Origin of the sequence: Pseudoalteromonas sp. PB2-1, assembly GCF_045040605.1 — a bacterium.
GTDB classification, from domain to species: Bacteria; Pseudomonadota; Gammaproteobacteria; order Enterobacterales; family Alteromonadaceae; genus Pseudoalteromonas; species Pseudoalteromonas arabiensis.
In genome coordinates this window covers 2984646-3008094 of sequence record NZ_CP090667.1, presented here as the reverse complement: position 1 = coordinate 3008094, position 23449 = coordinate 2984646, and the positions used below count along the sequence as shown (strand labels likewise).

Genomic DNA, 23449 nt, shown 5'->3' with positions numbered 1-23449 from the left:
TGATATCAATTGCAAATTGTAAATCAACAAATTTACCTAGTTGAATTGCTATTAGCGAAATAAAAAAAGCGCGAGATTATAGCGCAATATGGGTCCGTTGAGCCATGAAAAAGCCACTAAAATTTGCGTTAATTTTTAAGTGTAGCAGTATTTATTGCCCTTTTTATTGACTAACTAGGTATAATTACTCACAGTTTTACAAGTTTTGTGTGATTTATGAGCGAACAATATAGTGACGAGTATTGGATGGAAAAAGCCCTCACTTTTGCAAGTAAAGCAGAAGCGATTGATGAAATTCCTGTTGGTGCAGTACTGGTAAAAGATAATCAACTCATTGCTTATGGTTATAACCGCTCAATTACTGATAATGACCCCTCTGCTCATGCTGAGATGATGGCTATACGTGAAGGGGGTAAAGTACTTAATAACTATCGTTTGATTGATTGTACTTTATATGTGACCTTAGAGCCTTGTTCTATGTGTGCAGGATTGTTAGTGCATAGTCGTATCAAACGTTTGGTATTTGGTGCTAAAGATGCAAAAACAGGATCTGCAGGGTCAATTATGAACCTATTACAAGAACCAAGACTAAATCATCAAGTTGAAGTAACCGGTGACGTAATGAGTGAACAGTGTGGCGCGGTAATTTCAGCGTTTTTTAAACGCCGTAGAAAAGAGAAAAAAGCGGCGAAGCTTGCTGCTCGCAACGCCTAGTTAAACAACCGGCGTTGCTGGGGTTTCTTGTGCTTCCATTAATTGCATGGCAAATAAACGGCGGCGCCAAATAACTTTTTTGTGTGTGTTACGTAGCATGATGCGACGGCGTGTCGCTGTAGAGTAAATCACATTACGTTTAAATTTATGTGTGGTACGTCTTCTTTTTAACATGTGAGCTCCTAAAGTGAGAGAAAGCATGGCATGAATTGGGATATTGTTCTAGAAGATAATGATCATTTGATGACAAGTAAACTGATTTCTGCTGTATTGGTTAGTTATTGTTTAACTTGTTTTGTTCAGTATTAGCAGCTTGTTGCTCATTGTCAGGTTTGCTCTGCTTGTTGTCATTATCCGGCAAGTTAGGGTCTTCTTGTTGCGTTATTGCTTCTTCATCACTCGGGTTTGAAATAGCGTCATTTTCATCAAGCCAAACTAAAGCGTCATAGTAACGACGAATGTTATCAACGTATTTCACGGCAACATCACCACGTGCATAGCCATATTTAGTTTTACGGTAATAGCGTTTTTTAATTAAAAGCGGTAAACGTTTTTTCACATCAGCCCATTTATCCGGGCTTGCACCTTCTTGTTCGGTAATAATACGCGCATCATTTACATGCCCCCAACCTACATTATATGAAGCGAGCGCAAACCATGTACGGTCAGGTTGTGGGATCCGCTCAGGGATCCAAGAGATTAGCTGGGCTAAATATTCAGCGCCACCTTTGATATTTTGCTCTGGTGCTAAACGGTTGGTTACGCCAACTTGTTTGGCAGTGGCTTGAGTTAACATCATGATACCACGGACCCCAGTAGGCGATTTAGCCTTAGGGTTCCACATCGATTCTTGATAGCTCAGTGCAGCAAGTAAGCGCCAGTCAATATTACCAGCATATTGTTCAAACCAAGGCTGGTACTTTGGTAAGGTTTCTTTAATCGCTTCGATATAGGCAAGGGTATTTACATAGTTAAACTGGCGTACATGACCAAAGTACTTTTCTTCAAGTACGTAAAGCTGGTTCGTTTGTTTTATATCGCCAAAAAAAGGCACCATTAAAGCATATAAAGAGTCATCACCATCTTTTCTTAAAACCCATGCAATTGGATCGTTTCGGGTGACCGAAAAGCCAATGCTTAAATTAGGATGGTAACGGCGAAACAGTGACAATGTATGCGAGTCAGCGAGGGTGTAGTCAATCTCACCATCAATCACAGCTTGCAACAATTCTTCTTCATCCATGTCCTCAGTTTCATTCCAGCTCAAAGTCGGGTGAAGTTGTTTTAATTGCTGTAAAGCAAGTGAGTGACTGCTTTTTGCAAGCACAGTTAAGTTGCCAGTTAAATCGTCGAATTCGCGGGGGCGGACACGGCCTTGTTTGTAAACTAGTTTCTGACTAATTGTGCGATAAGTTGGACCGAAGCGGTAATGCTTAGCGCGAATCGTATTGTACGTAAGCCCTGAAGCTATTACGTCTAAGTCGCCATTTTCTAGGCGGGTGAACATATCTGATAAGTTAAAAAAGGGCACCATTTCAAGTTCAACACCGACATAGTCAGCAAACTCTTGAGCAAGCTCATACTCGAAGCCTTGCACACCTTGTGGCGCTTGATAGTAATTACTCGCGCCGGCTAAAGTACCAACTCTAATTTTATTCTGCGCCTTGATATGAGCTAGTTGCGAAGGCTGTTGTTGCATATCGCATGCACATAACATGAGCACTAAACTAAAAATAGCGAGTAACTTTTGCATAGATTATAAATGCCCCTTAAACCATTACCTTACCGTTATAGCAAAACTTCAAAGCTGCGTCACTTGGCGAATAGTTTTATATATCTATTTTAAATTAATAAAGGCATCAAGGTTGCAAATAGATAAGTCATACAGAACAAGAACCTGCGAAAAAATAACGGGTATTAGGGTGCTCGATTGTTGCAAACGTAAAAGCGGTTATGAAGATTATTTAAATAAAAGCGCAATTTTGAGTTAAATCTAGGCGTTATTTGCACTATAATACGCGCCTAAAATATCGTTCAATCCCTAACCCCGGATGAAAATACCTATGTTGATCCTTCGTGGTGCACCAGCACTTTCCGATTTTAGAGTTCAGAAAATTTTAGCGCGTTGCCAACAGGCACAACTTCCAGTCACTGACGTTTATGCCGAGTTTATGCATTTTGCTGATCTTACTGCTGAACTTTCAGCCGATGAGCAAACAAAGCTAGAAAAGCTGCTTACTTATGGTCCAACGATTGCCGAGCATACCCCTGCTGGCACGTTAATTCTTGTAACGCCGCGTCCAGGTACTATCTCGCCTTGGGCATCAAAAGCAACTGACATCGCGCATAACTGTGGCTTAAGCCAAGTTCACCGTGTTGAGCGTGGTATTGCATACTACGTTGAAGGTCAGCTATCAGCTGAACAAACAGCTGAAGTCGCAGCGTTATTACATGACCGTATGACTGAAGCAACGCACGCGGATATGGCTGACGCAGCTAAATTATTCCGTCACGATGAGCCGCGTCCAATGTCATCAGTTGACATTTTAGGTGGTGGCCGTGAAGCACTTGCTAAAGCAAACGTTGAGCAAGGTTTTGCACTTGCAGATGACGAAATTGATTACTTGGTAGAAAACTTCCAAAAGTTGGGGCGTAACCCGAACGACATCGAATTATTCATGTTTGCACAAGCAAACTCTGAACATTGTCGTCACAAAATCTTTAACGCTGATTGGACAATTGATGGCATCGAACAGCCAAAATCATTGTTCAAAATGATCAAAAACACCTACGAGCAAAATCCTGAAAACGTGTTATCTGCCTATAAAGATAACGCAGCGGTAATGAAAGGCTCAGTAGCGGGTCGTTTCTTCCCGAACAATGAAGGCGAGTATGCATACCATCAAGAAAACATCGAAATCTTGATGAAAGTTGAAACGCACAACCACCCAACAGCGATTGCGCCATTCTCAGGTGCATCAACAGGTTCGGGTGGTGAGATTCGTGATGAAGGTGCAACTGGCCGTGGTTCTAAACCTAAAGCGGGTTTAGTCGGTTTTACAGTCTCTAACCTACGTATTCCAGGTTACGAGCAGCCATGGGAAACAGACTTTGGTAAACCTGGTCGTATCGTTAATGCACTGGATATCATGACTGAAGGTCCATTAGGTGGCGCGGCATTCAATAACGAATTTGGTCGTCCTAACTTACTTGGTTACTTCCGTACATACGAAGAAAAAGTATCAAGCCATAACGGCATCGAGGTACGTGGTTACCACAAGCCAATCATGCTTGCTGGTGGTTTAGGTAATATTCGCTCTGAGCATGTTCAAAAAGGTGAAATCCCAGTAGGTGCTAAGCTAATTGCACTAGGTGGCCCTGCAATGAACATCGGCCTAGGTGGTGGTGCTGCGTCTAGTATGACATCAGGCCAATCAAACGAAGACTTAGACTTTGCATCTGTACAACGTGAAAACCCAGAAATGGAACGTCGTTGTCAGGAAGTTATCGACAAATGTTGGCAGTTAGGTGATGCAAACCCAATCGCTTTCATCCACGATGTGGGTGCAGGTGGTCTTTCAAACGCATTCCCTGAGCTTGTCGACGACGGTGGTCGTGGTGGTAAATTCCAACTTCGTGATATTCCTAACGATGAGCCGGGTATGGCACCACACGAAATTTGGTGTAACGAATCTCAAGAGCGTTACGTATTAGCGGTTGCGGCAGAAGACTTCGCGCGCTTCGAAGCAATCTGTAAACGTGAGCGTGCAGAATATGCGGTAATTGGTGAAGCAACAGAAGAGCGTCACTTAACGGTTGAAGATAGCCACTTCGGTAACAGTCCTGTCGATCTTCCGCTTGATGTATTACTAGGTAAAGCACCAAAAATGCACCGCGAAGTTGAGTCGAAAAAAGCACAATCGCAACCATTAGACGTTGCTAACATTGATGCTGCAGATGCTGCACAACGTTTATTACGCTTACCAACGATTGCTGAGAAAACATTCTTAATCACCATTGGTGACCGTACGGTAACGGGTTTAGTTGCGCGTGACCAAATGGTGGGTCCTTGGCAGGTACCAGTCGCCAACTGTGCGGTAACAGCCGCTGCGTTTGATACTTACCACGGTGAAGCAATGTCACTGGGTGAGCGTACACCAGCTGCACTTTTAAACTACGGTGCGTCTGCTCGTTTAGCGGTGGCTGAGTCTCTAACGAACATCGCGTGTGCTAACATCGGTGGCCTTGAAAATATTAAGCTATCTGCAAACTGGATGGCTGCAGCAGGTCACCCTGGCGAAGATGCGGGTCTTTACGAGGCTGTTAAAGCGGTGGGTGAAGAGCTTTGTCCTGCACTTGGTTTAACAATCCCTGTGGGTAAAGACTCAATGTCGATGAAAACTCAATGGGATGAAAACGGTGAACAAAAATCGGTTACTGCACCATTATCGCTGATCATCACTGCATTTGGTCGTGTTGAAGATGTTCGTAAAACAGTGACGCCACAACTACGCACTGATAAAGGTGACTCATCACTCTTATTAGTTGATTTAGGTGCGGGTCAAAACCGACTGGGTGCATCAAGCCTTGCACAGGTTTATAAGCAACTAGGTGATGTGACACCTGATGTTGATAACCCTGCATTATTAAAAGGTTTCTATGACGCAATGCAAGCACTTGTAGCTGATAATAAGTTACTTGCTTACCATGACCGTTCAGACGGTGGCTTATTCACTACGGTTGCTGAAATGGCATTTGCGGGCCACACAGGTGTCACTGTTGACCTTGCAGGCTTAACAGGTTCAGACATCGAAGCGCTTTATAATGAAGAGTTAGGTGCAGTGATTCAAGTAGCTAATGACGATTTAGACGCAGTGAAAGCGGTTCTTGCTGACCACGGTTTAGCTGCTATCAGCCATGAAATTGGTACATTAAACGCTGATGACCGCGTGGTATTTACGCGTGGTGATGATGTAGTACTTAACCACACCCGTACTGAGCTTCGTACTATTTGGGCTGAAACAACTTATCAAATGCAAGCGCGTCGTGATAACCCTGAGTGTGCAAAGCAAGAGTTTGATGCTAAGTTTGATGCAAAAGACCCAGGTCTTAACGTAAAACTAAACTTTGACTTAAACGAAGATGTTGCAGCGCCTTACATTGCAACAGGTGCGAAGCCGAAAATGGCGATTCTTCGTGAGCAAGGTGTTAACTCTCACTTAGAAATGGCGGCGGCATTTAACCGCGCTGGCTTTGCTGCGGTTGACGTGCACATGAGCGATATCCTTGAAGGTCGTTTAACACTTGAGCAATTTAAAGGCTTAGTGGCATGTGGTGGTTTCTCTTATGGTGACGTACTAGGCGCCGGTGAAGGCTGGGCTAAGTCAATCTTATTTAATGAGATGGCGCGTGAGCAGTTCCAAAGCTTCTTCCACCGCGAAGATACATTCAGCTTAGGTGTGTGTAATGGCTGTCAAATGCTTTCAACATTGAAAGAATTGATCCCAGGTACTGAGCACTGGCCACGTTTCGTAACCAATAAGTCAGAGCGTTTTGAAGCTCGCTTTAGCCTTGTTGAAGTGCAAGAAAACCCATCGGTATTCTTTAATGGTATGGCAGGTTCACGTATGCCTATCGCTGTTTCTCACGGTGAAGGTCATGCTGAGTTTGCAAACAGCGATGCAATTAAAGCAGCGCTTGAGTCAGGCACTGTGGCAGTGAAATTTGTTGATAACTACGGTAACCCAACAACGCAATACCCTGCTAACCCGAATGGCTCGCCAGAAGGTATCACGGGTATTACCTCTACTGATGGCCGTGCAACGGTTATGATGCCGCACCCAGAGCGTGTATTCCGTACTGTTGCTAACTCATGGCACCCAGATGAGTGGAAAGAGGATAGCCCATGGATGCGCATGTTCCGCAACGCACGTAAAAACGTTGGCTAGAACTTAGTTATGTGCCTAGCTATACAAGCTAGGTTCATACAAGCTGTTTAAACTAAAAAGGCTGCACTATTATGTGTGGCCTTTTTGTTTATAATAAGTTAGTTGTGACTGAGTATAAGTTCAAAGGCAAGGAGAGTTTTTTGAGTTTTAAGCGAGTAAGTGTTGGGTTGCTAGGGTTCATACTGAGCATTGTGCTCTTGGCGTACCTATTCAGGTTACCACTGACATCCTGGTTCTTAACACCTATGCTTGGTAAAAGTGGCGTTGAGCTTCATTGTATTGACTGGTCATTGAGCAGCAAGCTTGATTTAAATATCGAGAAATTATGCTTAACCTATCAAGGGCAGCAAATTGAGTTAGCAGGCATTATTGCGAATAAGCAGCAGGTGACAATTTCCCGAGCTAATTTGACTGTCAGTAACTTGGCTGGCAAACAAGCACCAAACTCTAGGCAAACTGAATTTAAAAAGCTTGCTCTAACATTGCCTGAGCAAAGGCCGCTGATAAGCATTCAACAGCTTGATGTCGTCTCACCGTTTACCGACAACCCTGTTAGGTTGGCAATACATGAAAAACGCCTAAATCATTTTACGGTTTCACGGGACTTTAATGCAGATGTTGCAATATCTAATTATGAAGTGAAAGCCAATATTGCCCTTGATGATAAAATAGCTGAGCGATTCATTGAGTTACCAAAAGGTAGCCATTTTACTAGCGAGTCACAGCTTAGGTTTGATGGCATTACGGTTGCGATTGAAAGCGTAATTAATGCAAGATATCAGCATGCTATAGAGCAATGTGAGCTAAGTTTCACGGCTGAAGGACAAGCAAGTGCAAAGTATCAATTAAATCAGCAGTTTATGTATGCTGATTTATCAGCTTTAAATAATCAGCTTAGCGCTAATCGTGAGTGTTTAAACAACATAGCAAATCAACAACATCAATCATTTATTAAAGCGCAGTTACCGCTTAATTGGCAGTTACAAATTGAACAACCTGTTACTATAGAAGGTGAGCGGCTATCAGCCCCAATGGTAAAACTGCTAACAACTGAAGGGCAAAGTGAGATTACAGTAAGTAATACGGCACTTTCTTTACAAAACCCGCTTACATCACTTAATAGTCAAGTTAGGGTTGATTTTATTAGTAGAGATATTGATGAACTTAAGCTCAATGCTCATTTGAATGAAAAAAGCGTTACTGCAGATTTTCAGCTGTCATTGGATTCACTCCCTACGTTTTTAGATTTTCAGGCTGATAGCATTCAGGTTAGTGGCAATTTGAGGGTTGATGAGTTGCTTTCTAAGCTCGTAGTTAAAAAACTTACCGCTGATATCAGTGCTAAAAATGCGCTTTTAGCAGATCTAAAAATAACAGAGTTTACTAGCCACATTGTTACTCAACTAAGTGATGAGCAACATTTAAGTGCTAAACTAAGTAGTCAGGCTAAGTCTATAAACTACAATGAGATTCAAGTATTAAAAATCAATAATGAGCTCAGTGTAAATAGCGACTTAAGTGTGGGTGAGTTATTTGCCGATATTGATGCAAAAACCACAGCTGCTAAATTAATAACCCCACAAATTACCTTAAATAAGCTCTCAATAGTGACTAACGCTTTGCAAAGCCGAGCCTTACAAGCAACGCACCATGTGTTTGCCGATGGCTTAGAGGCGCTTGTCAGCCATCATATGTCCAAGGTTGCGCACCCATTTGAGTTAGTGATACCAGAACAAGCTATATCGAAGTTCAACCCTATCATCTCCCAATTCGAACCGCTCGTGACAATTACTGATGGTGTTGTTTCAGGGATCATAAAAGGCGATGTGAATTTACAGCAGGCAAAGGGGGATATTCAGATCGCAAAACTAGGCGTGCTTTATAATGACTACCTTGCTAATGACTTTGCTATAGAGATTGAAGGGGAGTTTAATTCAGGGCAGCTTAATATTGTGCCAACTAAATTTACTCTCAATGAACTGCGTGCAGGTGCCGTGGTCAAAAACATACAGGGTCAATTGCAAGTAACGGCTAATCACCCTTGCGCAGCTAATTTGACCGGACAGGTTATGGGTGGCGCATTTGTGGTTAATAAGTTTTGTCCACTGAGAGACAACCAAACCGCGACCGTTAAGTTTGAAAATATTGATGCCAGCAAATTGGTCACCCTTGATGCTGAGTCTGGAATTAGCCTAACTGGTCGCTTAGCTGGCACTCTACCTGTCGTAATAAGTAAGCAAGGTATAGAGGTAAAACAAGGGCAGTTAGTTAATCAAGGTGATGGTAAATTATTAATCACCAATAATGCTGGTTTTGAAGCAGTAAAAGCGCAACAACAAGAGCTGAGTACGACACTTAGTTTGTTAGAAAACCTAGATATCAAACAGCTAAAGAGTAGCGTTGACCTTGAATCTGATGGTTGGTTGCATTTAGATGTAAACTTACAAGGTTATAATGAACAACAGCAACAAGCGGTTAATTTTAATTATAACCACGAAGAGAATATCTTCACCTTATTAAGGGCACTACGCTTAAGTGACGAAATTACTCAAAAAGTTGAAAAAGAGTATGCAAAAAAAGGAAGCAATGATGGCTAAATGGTTAGTAATGCTAACGGCTTTGGGGCTTTTAAGTGCCTGTACTCACCGTGTTGAGGTGGCGGCTAAAGAGCCAATTACAATCAACTTAAACGTAAAAGTTGACCATGAGATCCGCGTTAAAGTGGATAAAGAACTTGATACCCTATTCAGTGATGACAGTGAATTATTCTAAGGAGCAAACATGCGTAAATTACAACTTAAAAAATTGAATGTGATCACTTTAATTAGTGCTGTTTGTTTATCATTTTCTGCTTGGGCAATTAGCCTAGATGATGCAAAGAACCAAGGTTTGGTAGGTGAAGATAGCTCGGGGTATTTAGGGTTAGTGGTAAATAATAGTGAAGCAAAAGCGCTTATTAGCGATATTAATGCTAAGCGTAAAGAGCAGTATTTAAAACTCGCGAAAAAGAACAACCTGTCTTTATCGCAAGTGGAATCCCTTGCTGCAGCAAAAACCATCGAGAAAACAAAGTCTGGCCATTATATTGAAGTAAATGGTGAGTGGGTAAAAAAATAGCCTTTGAACTAACTAAAAAGCCAGCAATGCTGGCTTTATTTTTTATCGATACAGCTTTTTAACAGCTGCTGCCAAAAATCGATGCCTTTGCGCCTTGCAAGTTTAATATTATGCTCAGGAATCGACTCAGGTTCATCGTAGTTTTCTAGCGCTTCGCTCATGCTGGCTTCACGAATTAAATGCAGCGTTGGGTAAGGTGCGCGATTGGTGTAATTAGCAGCATCACTGTCATCACTGTCAGCAAATACATAGTCAGGATGAAAGTTGGCTATTTGATACTTACCTTCATAACCTTGCGCCACTAAAAGCGCATTGGCTAAATCGACTAAATCTAAGAACTCTTCAAAGTCCTTAAAGCCTTGCTCAAACATCAAAAGGGTTGTTTCGCGCTGTGCTTGTTGGTCTAACTCGTTACACTCGTGAAGCATATCCATTACTGCATCATCAATCGTTACTGACTGACTGATTTGATAATGAATGCAATTGCTTTCAACTTCTTTACGAGCAAAGGGGCAAAAATTGTATTTTACAATTACGCTGGATACCCATTCGCGCATTTGTTTTTCTGGGCGATTCATAGTGTGCTTTGAACTCACGTAATTTCTCTATTTATCTATTCTAACTTTCTAAGTAAAGCTCAATTAAATTGACGGTTTTGCTAATAGCACCTTGATTATTAGCAACGCATTTCGCAGCCTGGTGACCGAGCTTGATAGTTTGCTCTGCATCATTACTTAAAGCGATAAGTGTGTCAGCAAGGTGATTTTCATCTGTGACGGTTTCAGCTCCTTGAGCACTAATTAGCTCAGGATAAATATGGTCAAAGTTATATGTATGAGGGCCTGCTAATACGCCAACAGAAAATGCAGCAGATTCTAACGGATTATGACCGCCTCGCTTTATTAAACTTCCACCAATAAAACTGATATTCGCTACACCATATAAGCATTGTAACTCGCCTAACGTGTCAGCTAGCACGACCTGTTGGTTACGATAGTTATCCTCACTTCGACGACTAAAGCTCATGGCTGAATTTTTTAATAGCTCAGCAACTTTATCAAATTGCTCTGGGTGACGCGGGGCAATAATTAAAAGAGCGTTGGGCAAGGCTTTTAACAGCTTTTCATGAGCACTCAAAATAAGCTCATGTTCAACAGGGTGAGTGGAGCCTGCCACCCAGATAAAGCGCTCGTTGTGATACTGCTCCTTAAGAGCAGCGACTTTATGTAATTGCTCGTTTGTTGGCGTGATATCAAACTTAATAGAGCCAAATACCCGCACCTTTTCAGGCTTTAAACCAAGCTCAATAAAACGATTAGCATCATCCTGGTTATGACTTGCAAGAGCACTTATTGAATTCATAATCACTTTTGTTAGTGGCATCACCTTTTGATAACCCTGCTGTGATTTAACAGAAAGGCGAGCGTTTAAAATAAGCACTTTAATCCCACGTTTATTGCTTTGTGCCACTAAATTAGGCCACAGCTCTGTTTCCAAAATACACAGTAATTGAGGTTTAACTCGTTTTAAAAAGCGGTGAGTAGCGCAAGGAAAGTCAATAGGTAAATAACAGCAATTAACAGAGTCTTGAAAGTTGTTTTTTATTTGCTCACGGCCAGTAGGAGTATTGCATGTTACTAAAATACTTAACTTGGGATTGTGTTGTTTGATAGCTTTTATGAGCGGCGTTGCTGCAAGCACCTCACCAACCGATGCGCAATGAATAACAATATCTTGCTTTTTAGTTGCTAAAAAACCAAAGCGCTCCGCAAAATGATGACGATAACCGCCATTTTTTTTACCTCTTAGCACGTATAGATAGAAGATAATAAGCGGGCTAAGTAGATATAAAATCAAGGAGTATAAAATACGCGCCATCACTGTGCCTACAACATAGATAAAACGCTATGATAACGTGGAACATAGCTCAGCTGAATATAAAATGTTAAAAACAGTTATCTTTAAGAGTTTTAAGTGTTTCGACGCGTCGAATTTGGTAATATTTCAAATACTTTGTATAGGGACTATGTAGTTATGAAATTAAAAATGATAAAAGCCTCAATTGTAGGTGTGTTACTTAGTTGCTCCTCTCCACTGTTTGCAACACCCACAGCCTACTTACCTATAGGCATGGACGCACAGCTTGATCATCAACTAGATACACTATTTGCACTGACCTCTGGTACGCCGATGGCCAAACCTTATCGGTTGGCCGAAGTCGAGACAGCACTCACTAAACTAAAAAATTCAGAGCCTGCATTGGTCGCTGCTATTCGCGCTAAGATTAAACCTTATCAAAGTGATGATGCTATAACTCGCGTCGGCGTGAAACTTCAGGTTGACTCTGATACAAGCAAACAAATAGCGAACCAGCGAGGCTTGGGCTCTGATGAATGGGGGCAAGGCTTTTTTGAAGGCATATGGCGTGCTAACGATTACACATTAGTGCAAGTTGGTATTGATTATCGTGCTAAAGCAAATAAGTTTGTAAACTACAATACGTTCGTTAGTTTTGCTGGTGAAGATCTACAATTAAATATTGGTTACAAAGAGCATTGGTTCTCACCATTTAAACACGCTGCACAAGTGATTTCTACCAATGCAAAAACAGCGCCATCGGTATCGATAGGCATGGTTCAACCGGCGCATAATTGGTGGAATTTCGACTTTGAGCTGTACTATTCAGAATTAGAACATGTTGATAACGGTATCCTTTATCAAAATGAGCTCCATAGTGGTACACCTAAGCTTGCAGGTACTCATTTTAGTATTGAACCAATCAATGGTTGGAAAATTGGCATCAACCGTATGATGCAATTTGGTGGTGGTCCTCGTAAGGTTGATGCAGGTGATGTGTTTGATGCATTTTTTGACCCTGCTGGAAACGACAACTCTGGCCTTACAGGTAGTAAAGATAATGAACTTGGCGATCAATACGCGACGATTACCAGTACCGTAAACTTTAATTGGGGCATGCCCATTGAACTTTATTTTGAGTATGGCGGTGAGGACACTAAAAACCATAAAAACTATCAATTTGGCAACACAGTAAGCAATGTTGGCTTTTTCTTACCGAAAATGACAGATGCCATGTCATTACGGTATGAATATACCAATATGCATAGCCTATGGTATGTAAATGAAATTTATCCAGTTAACGGCAATACGGTGGGTGGATTTGTGACTGGCCACTATGCAGCTGATCAGCGTTATAGTGATTTTCATGCAGATGGTGTTGCGAAGGTTTATGCAGATGCGCCCCCTACTCAAGTGCATAGTATGGAACTTACTTACAATGAGAGCCTAAGTTCTTTATGGCGTGGTAAGTTAACCTTAATTGAAAACGAAAGTAATTATTTAAATGAATTTGGGCAAACAAGCGCAGACTATGAAAAAGCAATTGAACTTCAATTGAGTAATACACGTCAATGGAATGAACACACCCTCGAGACAACACTTACCTATGGTGAAGATGTGTTTGGAGAGAACTATACTTGGTTATCCGTTGCATTATTTTGGTAAGCGAAGCCGTTATTTATTTTTGAGGAATACCTATGTCTAATCTTGATTCTGTAGCGGCAAGCTACCTAGAGAGTTTAAACCGTCATCAAATGTTGTTTGAAACGATGGAAACCTACCACCCAGAAGTGATGCAGCTTCTTGAAGCATGCCATAGTACATTACAAGCAGGCGGAAAAGTGATTTGGTTTGGTAATGGTGGGAGTGCAGCTGATGCACAACATCTTGCTGCAGAGTTTGTTGTTCGCTATAAATTAGAGCGAGGTCCGCTTGCTTCTATTGCGCTTACAACAGACACCTCTATTCTGACAGCACATAGTAATGATTACCATTTTGACACGGTATTTGAACGCCAAGTTCAAGCGCTATGTAAGCCAGATGATTTAGTGATTGGCTTAACGACTTCAGGCACGAGCCCTAATATTAATCTTGCGTTGGCTGCTGCAAATGAAATTGGCGCGTATACTGTGGCTTTAACAGGCCGTGATGGCGGTAAAGTGAAAGATATCGCGAAGTTACCGATCATTATTAAAAATGACGAAACAGCGCGTATTCAAGAAGCGCACATGTTTATTGGACATTGGTTGTGTGAAGCCATTGATATGGTTGTAGCGGAGCAACAGTAATGGATTTAGCGTTACTAAAAAATCTTTCTAAAGCACGTATTTTGGTTGTTGGTGATGTCATGCTAGATAGATACTGGCATGGCGATTCAGGGCGTATTTCACCTGAAGCGCCGGTACCTATTGTTAAAGTAAGTAAGTTTGAAGACAAGGCGGGTGGTGCGGCAAATGTTGCAAAGAATATAGCCCGTTTAGATGGCAAGGTGGGGTTGCTGGGTCTGATCGGTGAAGATGAAAGTGGGCAGATCCTTGAAACAATTTTAAGCTCGGAAAAAATAGATTCTCAGCTAGTCAGTGTTTGTGAGCTACCTACAATTTCTAAAATGCGTGTCATAAGCCGACATCAACAAGTTGTTCGCCTTGATTTAGAAGAAACCTTTACTGAGCAGCACAGCCAATTATTACTTAACCGCTTAGAGCTAGTGCTTGATGATTACGATTTCGTATTGTTTTCAGATTACAACAAAGGCTCACTTAGCTTGATTCAGGCGATGATTCAGGTTGCTAAAAAAGCCGAAAAAACAGTACTTGTCGATCCAAAATCATCGGATCTGAATTTATATCGTGGTGCAGATTACATAACGCCTAATTTAAACGAGTTTAAACTTGCTGGTGGACAAACAGGTTCAGAGCAAAGCTTAACAGATAGCGCGCGTAAGCTGATTAGCGAAGCAGGTATTGCGGCTATGTTATTAACACGTTCAGAACAAGGCATGTCCTTAATAAGCGAAGCTGAAAAGTTTGACTTTGCAGCCCAAGAGCTTGAAGTGAGTGATGTTACCGGAGCGGGAGATACGGTTATCGCGACCTTAGCGGTCATGTTAGGCGCTGGAATGACGCCTAAGGATGCTGTTGAAATTGCCAACCTTGCGGCGGGGATTGCTGTTAGTAAGCTTGGTGCTGCAACCGTGTCTCCTGAAGAGCTTAGCCGTAAACTTGGCCAATACTTACAGCAAACAGGTGAGCACTATCAAACGCCGTTTGACGATGTTTTACAACATATTGAGTTTGCAAAACAAAATGGTGAGAAAATAGTCTTCACAAACGGTTGCTTTGATATCCTTCATGCAGGGCATGTGCGTTATTTAGCGCAAGCAAAAGCCAGAGGCGATCGCTTAGTTGTAGGCTTGAATAACGATGAATCAATTTCACGATTAAAAGGCCCTGAGCGACCAATTAACCCATTACAAGAGCGTGCAATGGTATTAAGTGCCCTTGCTTCTGTCGATTGGGTGATCCCATTTGGTAGCGTAGAAGAACATGATACACCAGCCAAACTCATTGAAACGATCAGCCCTGATGTACTCGTAAAAGGAGGGGATTACACCGTTGAGCAAATTGCAGGTGCAGAGCATGTTCTGCGTCATGGTGGCAAAGTTGAAGTGCTTGAGTTTCTTGACGGGTGCTCAACCTCTAACGTGATTAGTAAAATTAAACAACCTTAACCCTAAAGTGCTGGGCTTTTCTCCGCCCTTTACGAAGCAACCAGTCTGTAGCTGATTTTTATAAAGGCTTTTACTTATTAGTTAATAAGTAAAAGCCTGATTTAGATCAAGCAAGGGGGCAATTCAAGCTGAAAAATATGACAGCAGTGATTAGTCTTTATAGTCATATTTTAATCTTACCTTTAAAGTAAGTTCTTACTTCCTAGTAAATTACAACTCGCTATAAAACTAAAGTTCTGTTTTTTTGCTGCCTGCTTATTTTCATATTTAACAGTCGCCTTTAACTTATTGATATTGTGTTCTATTTATTTTTCATTATGAGCTTGTTTTTAATTTTTAAAATTTAAAAATTAAAATTCTCATCGTTATTTTTTACTATTTATCTGTTTTTAAAATTTTATACCCTGCTTTTTTTTCTAGTTGTTTATCATTATTTAATCAAGAAAACAAATTAATATAATCTATAAAATCGATTTTATTTAAACGTATTTTGCATCTAATGTATCTAAAAAGGGTCTGTTGTTGGTTAGGTTTTAGTACGTTGTTAATAATGAGGTTCTTTCATTTGTGCGACATAAAAATTCATAAACGGTATTGCATCGTGTAAGCAAATTTTTAGTTGCAGTAACTAACCACTTTCAGCGCTTTACAAGGTTTAAAACGTACCTACCACAAGTTACACATTAGCAAGTTAGAGGGGTGGTAGGTCGTTTTATATCGTTTTGTCGATATGAAGGAGGTTGGTTTTCATATTAGTTTATTTTTGTGAATTTGAATTCTATTGAGCTTAAATTTTTCTAAATTTCTAATGTTTTAGTTTTAGATTATTTAGATTATTTAGGTGTTTGGCTTAATTTTAAATAGTTAGTTTAAAAATTATATTAGTTTGAGGATTATGTTATGAATAACCGTATTGTTAGCAAGTACACTTTAATAGCCAGTGCGCTGGCGATTATTATTAATTTTGAGGGGATTGCGGCTGAAGCTCAAATGAGCAAGCCTAAAGGCGCTGTTGGCAGCGGCCATGTTGCTCAAAATCAGGCAAAATCAAACCTATTTTGGTGGCCAAATCAGGTTGACCTAGCCCCGCTGCGTGATCATGACTCTCGCTCTAACCCGCTAGGAGAAAACTTTGATTATAAGAAAGCATTTTCTAAGCTCGATATGAATGCATTGAAAAGCGATATTAATAAAACACTCACAGACTCTCAGGACTGGTGGCCCGCAGACTGGGGAAATTATGGTCCTTTCTTTATACGTATGACATGGCATGCCGCGGGGACTTATCGAACGCTTGATGGTCGAGGGGGAGCCGGTGGAGGCCAACAAAGATTTGACCCGCTAAATAGCTGGCCAGATAACGCAAGTTTAGACAAGGCGCGTCGACTACTTTGGCCAGTGAAACAAAAATACGGTGAACTTATTTCTTGGGGTGACCTTATAGTGCTTGCTGGCAATGTGTCTCTTGAGAATATGGGCTTTAAAACATATGGTTTTGCCGCAGGTCGTCAAGACGACTGGGAGCCTGATATGGTTTACTGGGGCCCTGAAGTTGAAATGTTAGCAAGTGACCGCCGAGAGGCTGATGGTAAATTAAAAAGACCACTTGCAGCTGTTCATATGGGGTTGATTTATGTGAACCCTGAAGGGCCAAATGGTGTTCCTGATCCTGTTGGTTCAGCGGCTAACATTAGAGAGTCTTTTGCCCGTATGGCGATGAATGATGAAGAAACGTTAGCACTTATTGCCGGTGGTCACACATTTGGAAAAATGCACGGTGCGCATAAAGCGGCAAAATGTATCGGCCCTGAGCCAGGTGCTGCTGGGCTCGAACAGCAAGGGTTAGGCTGGAAAAATAAATGCGGTAAAGGTCACTCTGAAGACACAGTTACAAGTGGTCTTGAGGGAGCGTGGACGCAATCACCAACCCGCTGGACATCGCTTTATTTATCTAATCTTTTAAACTTTGAGTGGAAAAAAACAAAAAGCCCTGGTGGCGCGATTATTTGGGTACCGACGAATGAGTCTTTACATAAAGTCGTTCCAGATGCGCATGTTAAAGGAAAGTTCAATCCGCCTGTTATGACAACAGCTGACTTGGCATTGAAGTTTGATCCTGCGTATCGAAAAATTGCGGAAAGGTTCTTAGCCGACCCTGAAGAATACCGCTTAGCATTCGCAAAAGCGTGGTACAAACTGACTCACCGTGATATGGGACCTCGAGATAACTATTTAGGTGATGCGTTTCCAAAAGAGAAGCTAATTTGGCAAGACCCAATAGATAAACCAAGTTACAAACTGGTTAATGCAAAAGACATTAAAACTCTGAAAAGTAATATTTTAAATTCGGGTTTAAGCGTTTCTGAGTTAGTAAGAGTTGCGTGGACATCGGCTGCTTCTTATCGAAATTCAGATATGCGAGGAGGCGCTAACGGCGCACGAATTGCGTTACAGCCGCAAAAAGAGTGGGCAGTGAATGCACCAAAAGACACAGCAAAAGTGATCGCTAAGCTGAAAAAAGTGAAAGATGACTTTAACAAAAAGTCGCGAGGAGGCCGTAAGATCTCCCTCGCTGATACAATTGTACTTGCAGGAGCAGCAGGCATTGAAAAAGCGGCTAAAGAGGCTGGATTCAAGGTAACAGTGCCATTTTCACCAGGACGAGGTGATGCAACCCAAGCCCAAACAGACATCAACTCGTTTTCTTTGTTAGAGCCTAAAGCGGATGGATTTCAAAACTATTACCAAAAAGGCTATTACAAGTCTCCCACTGAGGCACTCGTTGATAAGGCTGACCAATTAGCCTTAACGGTACCTGAGATGACAGTATTAGTGGGTGGAATGCGCGTACTTGGTGCGAATAATTCCGGCAAGCACGGTATCTTTACTGATAAACCTGGTGTACTAAGCAATGACTTTTTCGTTAACTTATTAGATATGTCTACTAAGTGGAAACGAAATGGTGATATCTATGAAGGAGTGGATAGAAAAACTGATAAGCTCAAATACACAGCCACACCGGTTGATTTAATATTTGGTTCATCAGCCGAGCTTAGAGCCGTTGCAGAGGTTTATGCTTTCGATACATCAAAAGAACGTTTTGTTAACGATTTTATCAAAGCATGGGTCAAAGTTATGCAGGCTGATCGTTTCGATCTCAAATAATTAAGTAATGAAACAAAGCGGTTTTATTTAAAGCCGCTTTTTTATTTAACTTGCAGCAATATGAGTATAAATCAGTTGATTGTTATCCTATTTAAGAAGTTAACACTTTTTATTGTGTTATCAGCTTCTTTAACTTTAAATGCACGAGCAAAGCAAGCCGATATAGATGACAAAGTACTTCGTAATAATGCACTATCTGTATTTGGTGTTATTCCTGAAAAAATGCCGCGCAGTGATGCAGATACACCCGCATTAATTCAGTTAGGCAAAAAACTCTATTTTGAAACTCGTTTATCTAGTAACAATAGCCAATCGTGTAATTCATGCCATAACTTGTTAAACGAAGGACAAGGTCACGACGCTAAGGTTGTTTCAGTAGGTGCCTTAGGCATAAAAGGGCGAAGAAATGCCCCATCTACATGGAATGCTGGTTTTCAATTTGCCCAAAACTGGGATGCACGGGCTGAAAACTTAGAGCAGCAAGCCTCTGAACCATTATTAAGTGAACACGAAATGGCGCTATCGAGTAAGCAAGAGGCTGTTGATAAACTTAGTACTTTATATAGTAAAGAGTTTGAATATGCTTTTCCAGATTCAAGCCCTGCGCTCACTTTTGAGAATATAACCAAAGCCTTAGCATCCTTTCAAAGAACATTGATCACACAAGATCGATTTGATCGTTACCTGAGCGGCGATAATAACGCTTTAACAGTACAAGAAAAGCGAGGTCTTTTACAGTTTCAAGAGAATAGTTGCGCAAGTTGTCACAGTGGCCGTCTTTTAGGTGGGCAGTTTACAATGAAAATGGGGATCGTAAACCCATACCCTAATCGAGATGATAGGGGGATGGGGGAGGTGACCAATAGAAAAGATCATGATTACTTATTTAAGGTGCCAAGCTTGCGGAATGTGGCAAACACAGCACCGTATTTTCATGATGGAGCTGCAACAACCTTACAAGAAGCTATTCACTTAACTGGCTGGCATCAATTAGGTAAAAAGCTCAGCGAGGAGGAGGTTGAAAATATAGCCGCTTTCTTAGAAACCTTAAATAATGAAAATACAGTTAACTTCCCATAAGAAGTGCGCATCTTTTAATTAATGTTTTAGTTGTGCTTGGTACTCACAAATGAGTAATTGCCAATCGCTTTGCTGCCAGTGCATTATTTCGTTACGGCCTTGCTCTTTTGCAAATGAACGTGCCAAGCGTTTCATATTTTCTTGTTGCCAACTAACGTCAGGTTGCTTTATTTCGCCACGGTCGAAGTCAATAATGAAGACGTTACCGCTATCGTCAAATAAGATGTTATTGATATTTAAGTCTGCGTGATACACCCCGTGGTTATGAAATTCACTCAGTGTTGTTGCTATTTTTTTTAATTCATCATGACTAAGTGTGCGTGTAATAAGTATATCGAGTAAGCTTTGCGCGCCTGTCACTGCTTGTGTAATTATATCGCCTCGATAAATCAAGCCATGAGTCGTGACTTTCGCAGCTATTGGAGTGGGGACATTTAAACCCAATTCAGATAAGCGCATCATTAGCGAGAACTCTTTATACACACGAGTTTTTTCTAAACCTAAGTAGAGATACTGATCAGTTAAAAGTTTACCAACAAGGCCGCCACGCCAGTAGTGCCTTAACACGGCAGTTAAGTGATCATGTTTAAAAAACCAAGCCGTTGCACGGCCTTTTTTAGCACCAACAATTTTATTTTGCTGTTGCCAAAAGTCAGCATCAAACCACTCGCGCGTGAGTAACTGGGTATAAGCGGGGTGACAAAGTAGCGTGGTATTTTCTTGATGCAGAGTCTCAAACATAACAACTTAACGTATTAACGATCTATGCTTATTATAGTACCGTATTTTTGGTATTTCGTATAAGTACTTGCAATAGCACAAAGTTAATTTAAGATCGCATTTTATTTGCTGTTGCTAAGGGCACATGTGACTCATTCAACCTCGTATTCAGAGATATGTATATTAAGGCTTTCGGCTATTGGTGATGTTTGCCATGCGGTATCGGCTGTGCAAGCTATTCAAAAAGCGCATCCAAAGGCAAAAATTACTTGGGTAATTGGTAAAGTCGAAGCAATGTTACTGGCTGATTTACCGGGTGTTGAATTTGTGGTGTTCGACAAAAAACAAGGTAAGCAAGCCTACAAACAGCTTAAACAGGTTTTTAAAGGGCGACAATTTGATGTGTTACTACATATGCAAGTAGCACTGAGAGCGAACCTTGTAGCACGTTGTATTCCTGCCAAAGTAAAAGTTGGCTTTGATTGGGCGCGTGCAAAAGAATTACATAGCTTGTGTATTAACAAGCGCATTGCACCACAAGCCGAGGCTCATGTACTGGAAGGCTTTAAAGGGTTTGCCAGCGCCATTGGTGTGCCTGATTATCAACCAAGCTGGCAGATGCCAATTACCGAACAGCACCAGCAAGCTGCTGATATATTATTAGGTGCAGAGCGTTTAGCAGGGCGTATTTTTGTGATTTCACCTGCGGCAAGTAAAAAAGAGCGAAATTGGTTGCCTGAGCGCTATGCAGCACTTGCTGACTACGCTCATAATCAAGGTTTCTCGGTAGTGATTACGGGGGGACCAACGCCGCTCGAAGAAACGCTTGCAGAGCAAATAATTAGTCACAGTAAGACGGCTATTTTGAATCTTGTCGGTAAAACTCAGCTAAAAGAGCTGTTATGTGTGCTAAAGCGCGCGTCTTTAGTGCTTGCTCCTGATACAGGCCCTGCCCATATGGCGGTTACGGTTGGCACGCCTGTGATAGGGTTATACGCTCATTCAAACCCAAAACGAACAGGTCCTTATTTGTACCAAGATTACGTGGTTGAGGTTTATCATCAAAACCTTGTTAAGCAAACGGGTAAAACAGCTGAACAGTTACCATGGGGGACGCGTGTTAAAGGGGCAGATCTAATGACACAGATTAGTGTAGAAGATGTCACTTTAATGTTTGACCTTGTCGTGTTGAAAGAGCAACTGAAATGAAGAAAGTATTATTTTTAGACCGTGATGGTGTGGTGAACATTGATCACGGTTATGTGTATAAACCACAAGAGTTTGAATTTGTTGCCGGTGTGTTTGATGCCTGCAAAAAGTTTACTGATGATGGCTACGAAATTGTGGTGGTTACTAATCAATCGGGGATTGGTCGGGGCTACTATTCTGAGCAGGATTTTCATAATCTAACAGCTTGGATGAAAGACGAGTTTAAACGTCATGACGTGCCTATTCTCGCGGTTTACTTTTGTCCACATCATCCAACAAAAGCACAAGCGAGTTATTTACAAGAGTGTGACTGTCGTAAACCTGCGCCTGGAATGCTTTTACAGGCTATTACTGAGCATGATATTGACCCTAAAAAAAGTATCATGGTTGGTGATAAGTTAGGGGATTTAATTGCAGCTGAAAGGGCAAGTATTGCCACGCGTGTATTGGTGCGTTCAGGGCAAAGTTACGCAGAGTCAACAGAACAACATGCTGATATCGTTTGTGAGTCATTAGCCGACTTACCTGCTCTGGTTTTACACTCATAGCAGGTAAGACCAGTTTTATTTCGCAAATCCGCACCCATTCAAGGCGTGCGACGAACTACAAACAGTGCAATTGTTCGCCTAAGCTTTTACAATAGGCGCAAATTTCACAGTCACAGCTAATCGGCTCTGATTACTTAAAAGATTATTTGGAGATTTCAGATGAGAGCATCTGCGTTTTTTAATCAGCTTCAGCAACAAATAGACGAAGTAAAAGCTGAAGGTCTATACAAAAGCGAACGTGTTATTACCTCACAACAACAGGCTCAAATTGAAGTTGCATCGGGTGATAAAGTTATCAACTTTTGTGCAAATAACTACTTAGGTCTAGCAAATAGCCCAGAGCTAATTAAAGCTGCGCAACAAGGTCTTGATGATCACGGTTTTGGTGTTGCATCAGTCCGTTTTATTTGTGGTACGCAAGATATTCATAAAACATTAGAAGAAAAGATTTCTGCGTTTTTAGAAACAGAAGATACCATTCTTTACTCATCATGTTTTGATGCAAACGCCGGTTTATTCGAAACTATCCTAGGCCCAGATGATGCAATTATCTCTGACGCTTTAAACCATGCTTCGATCATTGATGGTGTACGTCTTTGTAAAGCTAAGCGTTTCCGCTATGCCAATAACGACATGAGCGACCTTGAAAAGCAACTTATTGCAGCTGACGAAGCAGGTGCTAAAACAAAACTCATCGCAACAGACGGCGTTTTCTCAATGGACGGCGTAATTTGTAATCTTGAAGCGGTGTGTGACCTAGCTGATAAATATGATGCGTTAGTGATGGTGGATGACTCTCACGCGGTTGGTTTTGTAGGTGAAAATGGTAAAGGCACACCTGAATATTGTGGTGTACTGGACCGTGTTGATATCATCACAGGTACCTTGGGTAAAGCACTGGGCGGCGCATCAGGTGGTTACACATCAGGTAAGAAAGAAATCGTTGAATGGTTACGTCAACGCTCGCGCCCGTATCTTTTCTCAAACTCACTTGCGCCATCAATTGTTACAGCATCAATTAAAGTACTTGAAATGCTGAGCAACGGTGGTGAATTACGCGCTAAGCTTTGGGACAATGCAAAATATTTCCGTGAACAAATGGAAGCGGCTGGCTTTACCTGTGCAGGTAAAGATCATGCGATCATCCCTGTAATGTTAGGCGATGCTAAAGTTGCCTCAGCCATGGCAGACAAATTACTTGCTGAGGGTATTTACGTAACGGGTTTCTCATTCCCTGTGGTACCTAAAGGTCAAGCACGTATTCGTACGCAAATTTCTGCGGCGCATACAAAAGAGCAATTAGACACCGCAATAGCGGCCTTTACCCGTATTGGTAAAGAAATGGGTGTTATCTAATTTTA

18 protein-coding genes are annotated in these 23449 nt (G+C 41.5%); 13 read left to right on the top strand and 5 right to left on the bottom strand.

All coding sequences use genetic code 11. The features are described from left to right. The first annotated feature begins 216 nt into the window (after window positions 1-216). Complete coding sequence (tadA, locus tag L0Z67_RS14015) at window positions 217-714, top strand: tRNA adenosine(34) deaminase TadA (RefSeq protein ID WP_062568702.1); 498 nt, start codon at window positions 217-219, stop codon at window positions 712-714. Here the strand turns inward: tadA and L0Z67_RS14010 are convergent, their stop codons facing one another. Further along, window positions 715-888, bottom strand: a complete 174-nt coding sequence (locus L0Z67_RS14010; RefSeq protein ID WP_162898022.1) for a hypothetical protein — start codon at window positions 886-888, stop codon at window positions 715-717. Between the two features lie 100 nt (window positions 889-988). Continuing rightward, window positions 989-2467, bottom strand: coding sequence for a membrane-bound lytic murein transglycosylase MltF (gene mltF / locus L0Z67_RS14005; protein WP_062568703.1), 1479 nt, complete (start codon window positions 2465-2467; stop codon window positions 989-991). A gap of 310 nt (window positions 2468-2777) precedes the next feature. On the opposite strand from mltF, the gene purL reads away from it, so the two are divergent. From purL to L0Z67_RS13985, 4 genes are all read left to right on the top strand, one after another. After that, the gene (gene purL, locus L0Z67_RS14000; protein WP_405128153.1) at window positions 2778-6662 is read left to right on the top strand and encodes a phosphoribosylformylglycinamidine synthase; all 3885 of its coding nucleotides are present in this window, start codon (window positions 2778-2780) and stop codon (window positions 6660-6662) included. Between the two features lie 140 nt (window positions 6663-6802). Continuing rightward, on the top strand, window positions 6803-9259 hold the full coding sequence (locus tag L0Z67_RS13995; RefSeq protein ID WP_405128152.1) for a YdbH domain-containing protein: 2457 nt from the start codon (window positions 6803-6805) through the stop codon (window positions 9257-9259). Next, window positions 9252-9434: a YnbE family lipoprotein gene (locus L0Z67_RS13990; RefSeq protein WP_062568706.1), complete on the top strand. Its 183-nt coding sequence runs from the start codon at window positions 9252-9254 to the stop codon at window positions 9432-9434. Before L0Z67_RS13995 ends, L0Z67_RS13990 begins: the two co-directional genes overlap by 8 nt. Before the next feature lie 9 nt (window positions 9435-9443). After that, entirely contained in the window at window positions 9444-9779 is a 336-nt protein-coding gene (locus L0Z67_RS13985; RefSeq protein WP_062568707.1) for a YdbL family protein, read from the top strand. Between the two features lie 35 nt (window positions 9780-9814). Here L0Z67_RS13985 and L0Z67_RS13980 read toward each other — a convergent pair whose 3' ends face one another. Both L0Z67_RS13980 and waaA read right to left on the bottom strand, forming a co-directional pair. After that, on the bottom strand, window positions 9815-10357 hold the full coding sequence (locus L0Z67_RS13980) for a DUF1415 domain-containing protein (protein WP_062568708.1): 543 nt from the start codon (window positions 10355-10357) through the stop codon (window positions 9815-9817). A 40-nt stretch (window positions 10358-10397) separates the two neighbouring features. Beyond that, entirely contained in the window at window positions 10398-11657 is a 1260-nt protein-coding gene (gene waaA, locus L0Z67_RS13975) for a lipid IV(A) 3-deoxy-D-manno-octulosonic acid transferase (protein WP_405128151.1), read from the bottom strand. 156 nt (window positions 11658-11813) lie between these two features. On the opposite strand from waaA, the gene L0Z67_RS13970 reads away from it, so the two are divergent. The 5 genes from L0Z67_RS13970 to L0Z67_RS13950 all read left to right on the top strand — a co-directional run bounded on the left by L0Z67_RS13970 (window position 11814) and on the right by L0Z67_RS13950 (window position 19611). Further along, complete coding sequence (locus L0Z67_RS13970) at window positions 11814-13301, top strand: capsule assembly Wzi family protein (RefSeq protein ID WP_405128150.1); 1488 nt, start codon at window positions 11814-11816, stop codon at window positions 13299-13301. A gap of 32 nt (window positions 13302-13333) precedes the next feature. Then, a complete protein-coding gene (locus L0Z67_RS13965; protein WP_062568710.1) occupies window positions 13334-13924 on the top strand; it encodes an SIS domain-containing protein in 591 nt (196 codons plus the stop codon). Continuing rightward, window positions 13924-15366: a bifunctional D-glycero-beta-D-manno-heptose-7-phosphate kinase/D-glycero-beta-D-manno-heptose 1-phosphate adenylyltransferase HldE gene (hldE, locus tag L0Z67_RS13960; protein ID WP_405128149.1), complete on the top strand. Its 1443-nt coding sequence runs from the start codon at window positions 13924-13926 to the stop codon at window positions 15364-15366. The genes L0Z67_RS13965 and hldE overlap by 1 nt, the downstream gene beginning before the upstream one ends. Window positions 15367-16266: 900 nt before the next feature. After that, window positions 16267-18531 (top strand): catalase/peroxidase HPI, encoded by a 2265-nt coding sequence (gene katG, locus L0Z67_RS13955; RefSeq protein WP_062568712.1) that lies wholly within the window; start codon window positions 16267-16269, stop codon window positions 18529-18531. 60 nt (window positions 18532-18591) lie between these two features. Further along, window positions 18592-19611, top strand: coding sequence for a cytochrome-c peroxidase (locus tag L0Z67_RS13950; protein ID WP_062568713.1), 1020 nt, complete (start codon window positions 18592-18594; stop codon window positions 19609-19611). Window positions 19612-19629: 18 nt separating this feature from the next. On the opposite strand, the gene L0Z67_RS13945 is transcribed toward L0Z67_RS13950, so the two are convergent. Beyond that, window positions 19630-20352 (bottom strand): 3-deoxy-D-manno-octulosonic acid kinase, encoded by a 723-nt coding sequence (locus tag L0Z67_RS13945; RefSeq protein ID WP_062568714.1) that lies wholly within the window; start codon window positions 20350-20352, stop codon window positions 19630-19632. Between the two features lie 126 nt (window positions 20353-20478). Between L0Z67_RS13945 and L0Z67_RS13940 the strand changes: the two genes are divergently transcribed. From L0Z67_RS13940 to L0Z67_RS13930, 3 genes are all read left to right on the top strand, one after another. Beyond that, window positions 20479-21540, top strand: coding sequence for a glycosyltransferase family 9 protein (locus tag L0Z67_RS13940; protein WP_405128148.1), 1062 nt, complete (start codon window positions 20479-20481; stop codon window positions 21538-21540). Further along, window positions 21537-22088, top strand: a complete 552-nt coding sequence (gene gmhB / locus L0Z67_RS13935; RefSeq protein ID WP_405128147.1) for a D-glycero-beta-D-manno-heptose 1,7-bisphosphate 7-phosphatase — start codon at window positions 21537-21539, stop codon at window positions 22086-22088. The genes L0Z67_RS13940 and gmhB overlap by 4 nt, the downstream gene beginning before the upstream one ends. A gap of 159 nt (window positions 22089-22247) precedes the next feature. Further along, the gene (locus tag L0Z67_RS13930) at window positions 22248-23444 is read left to right on the top strand and encodes a glycine C-acetyltransferase (RefSeq protein WP_062568717.1); all 1197 of its coding nucleotides are present in this window, start codon (window positions 22248-22250) and stop codon (window positions 23442-23444) included. The last annotated feature ends 5 nt before the right edge of the window (window positions 23445-23449 follow it).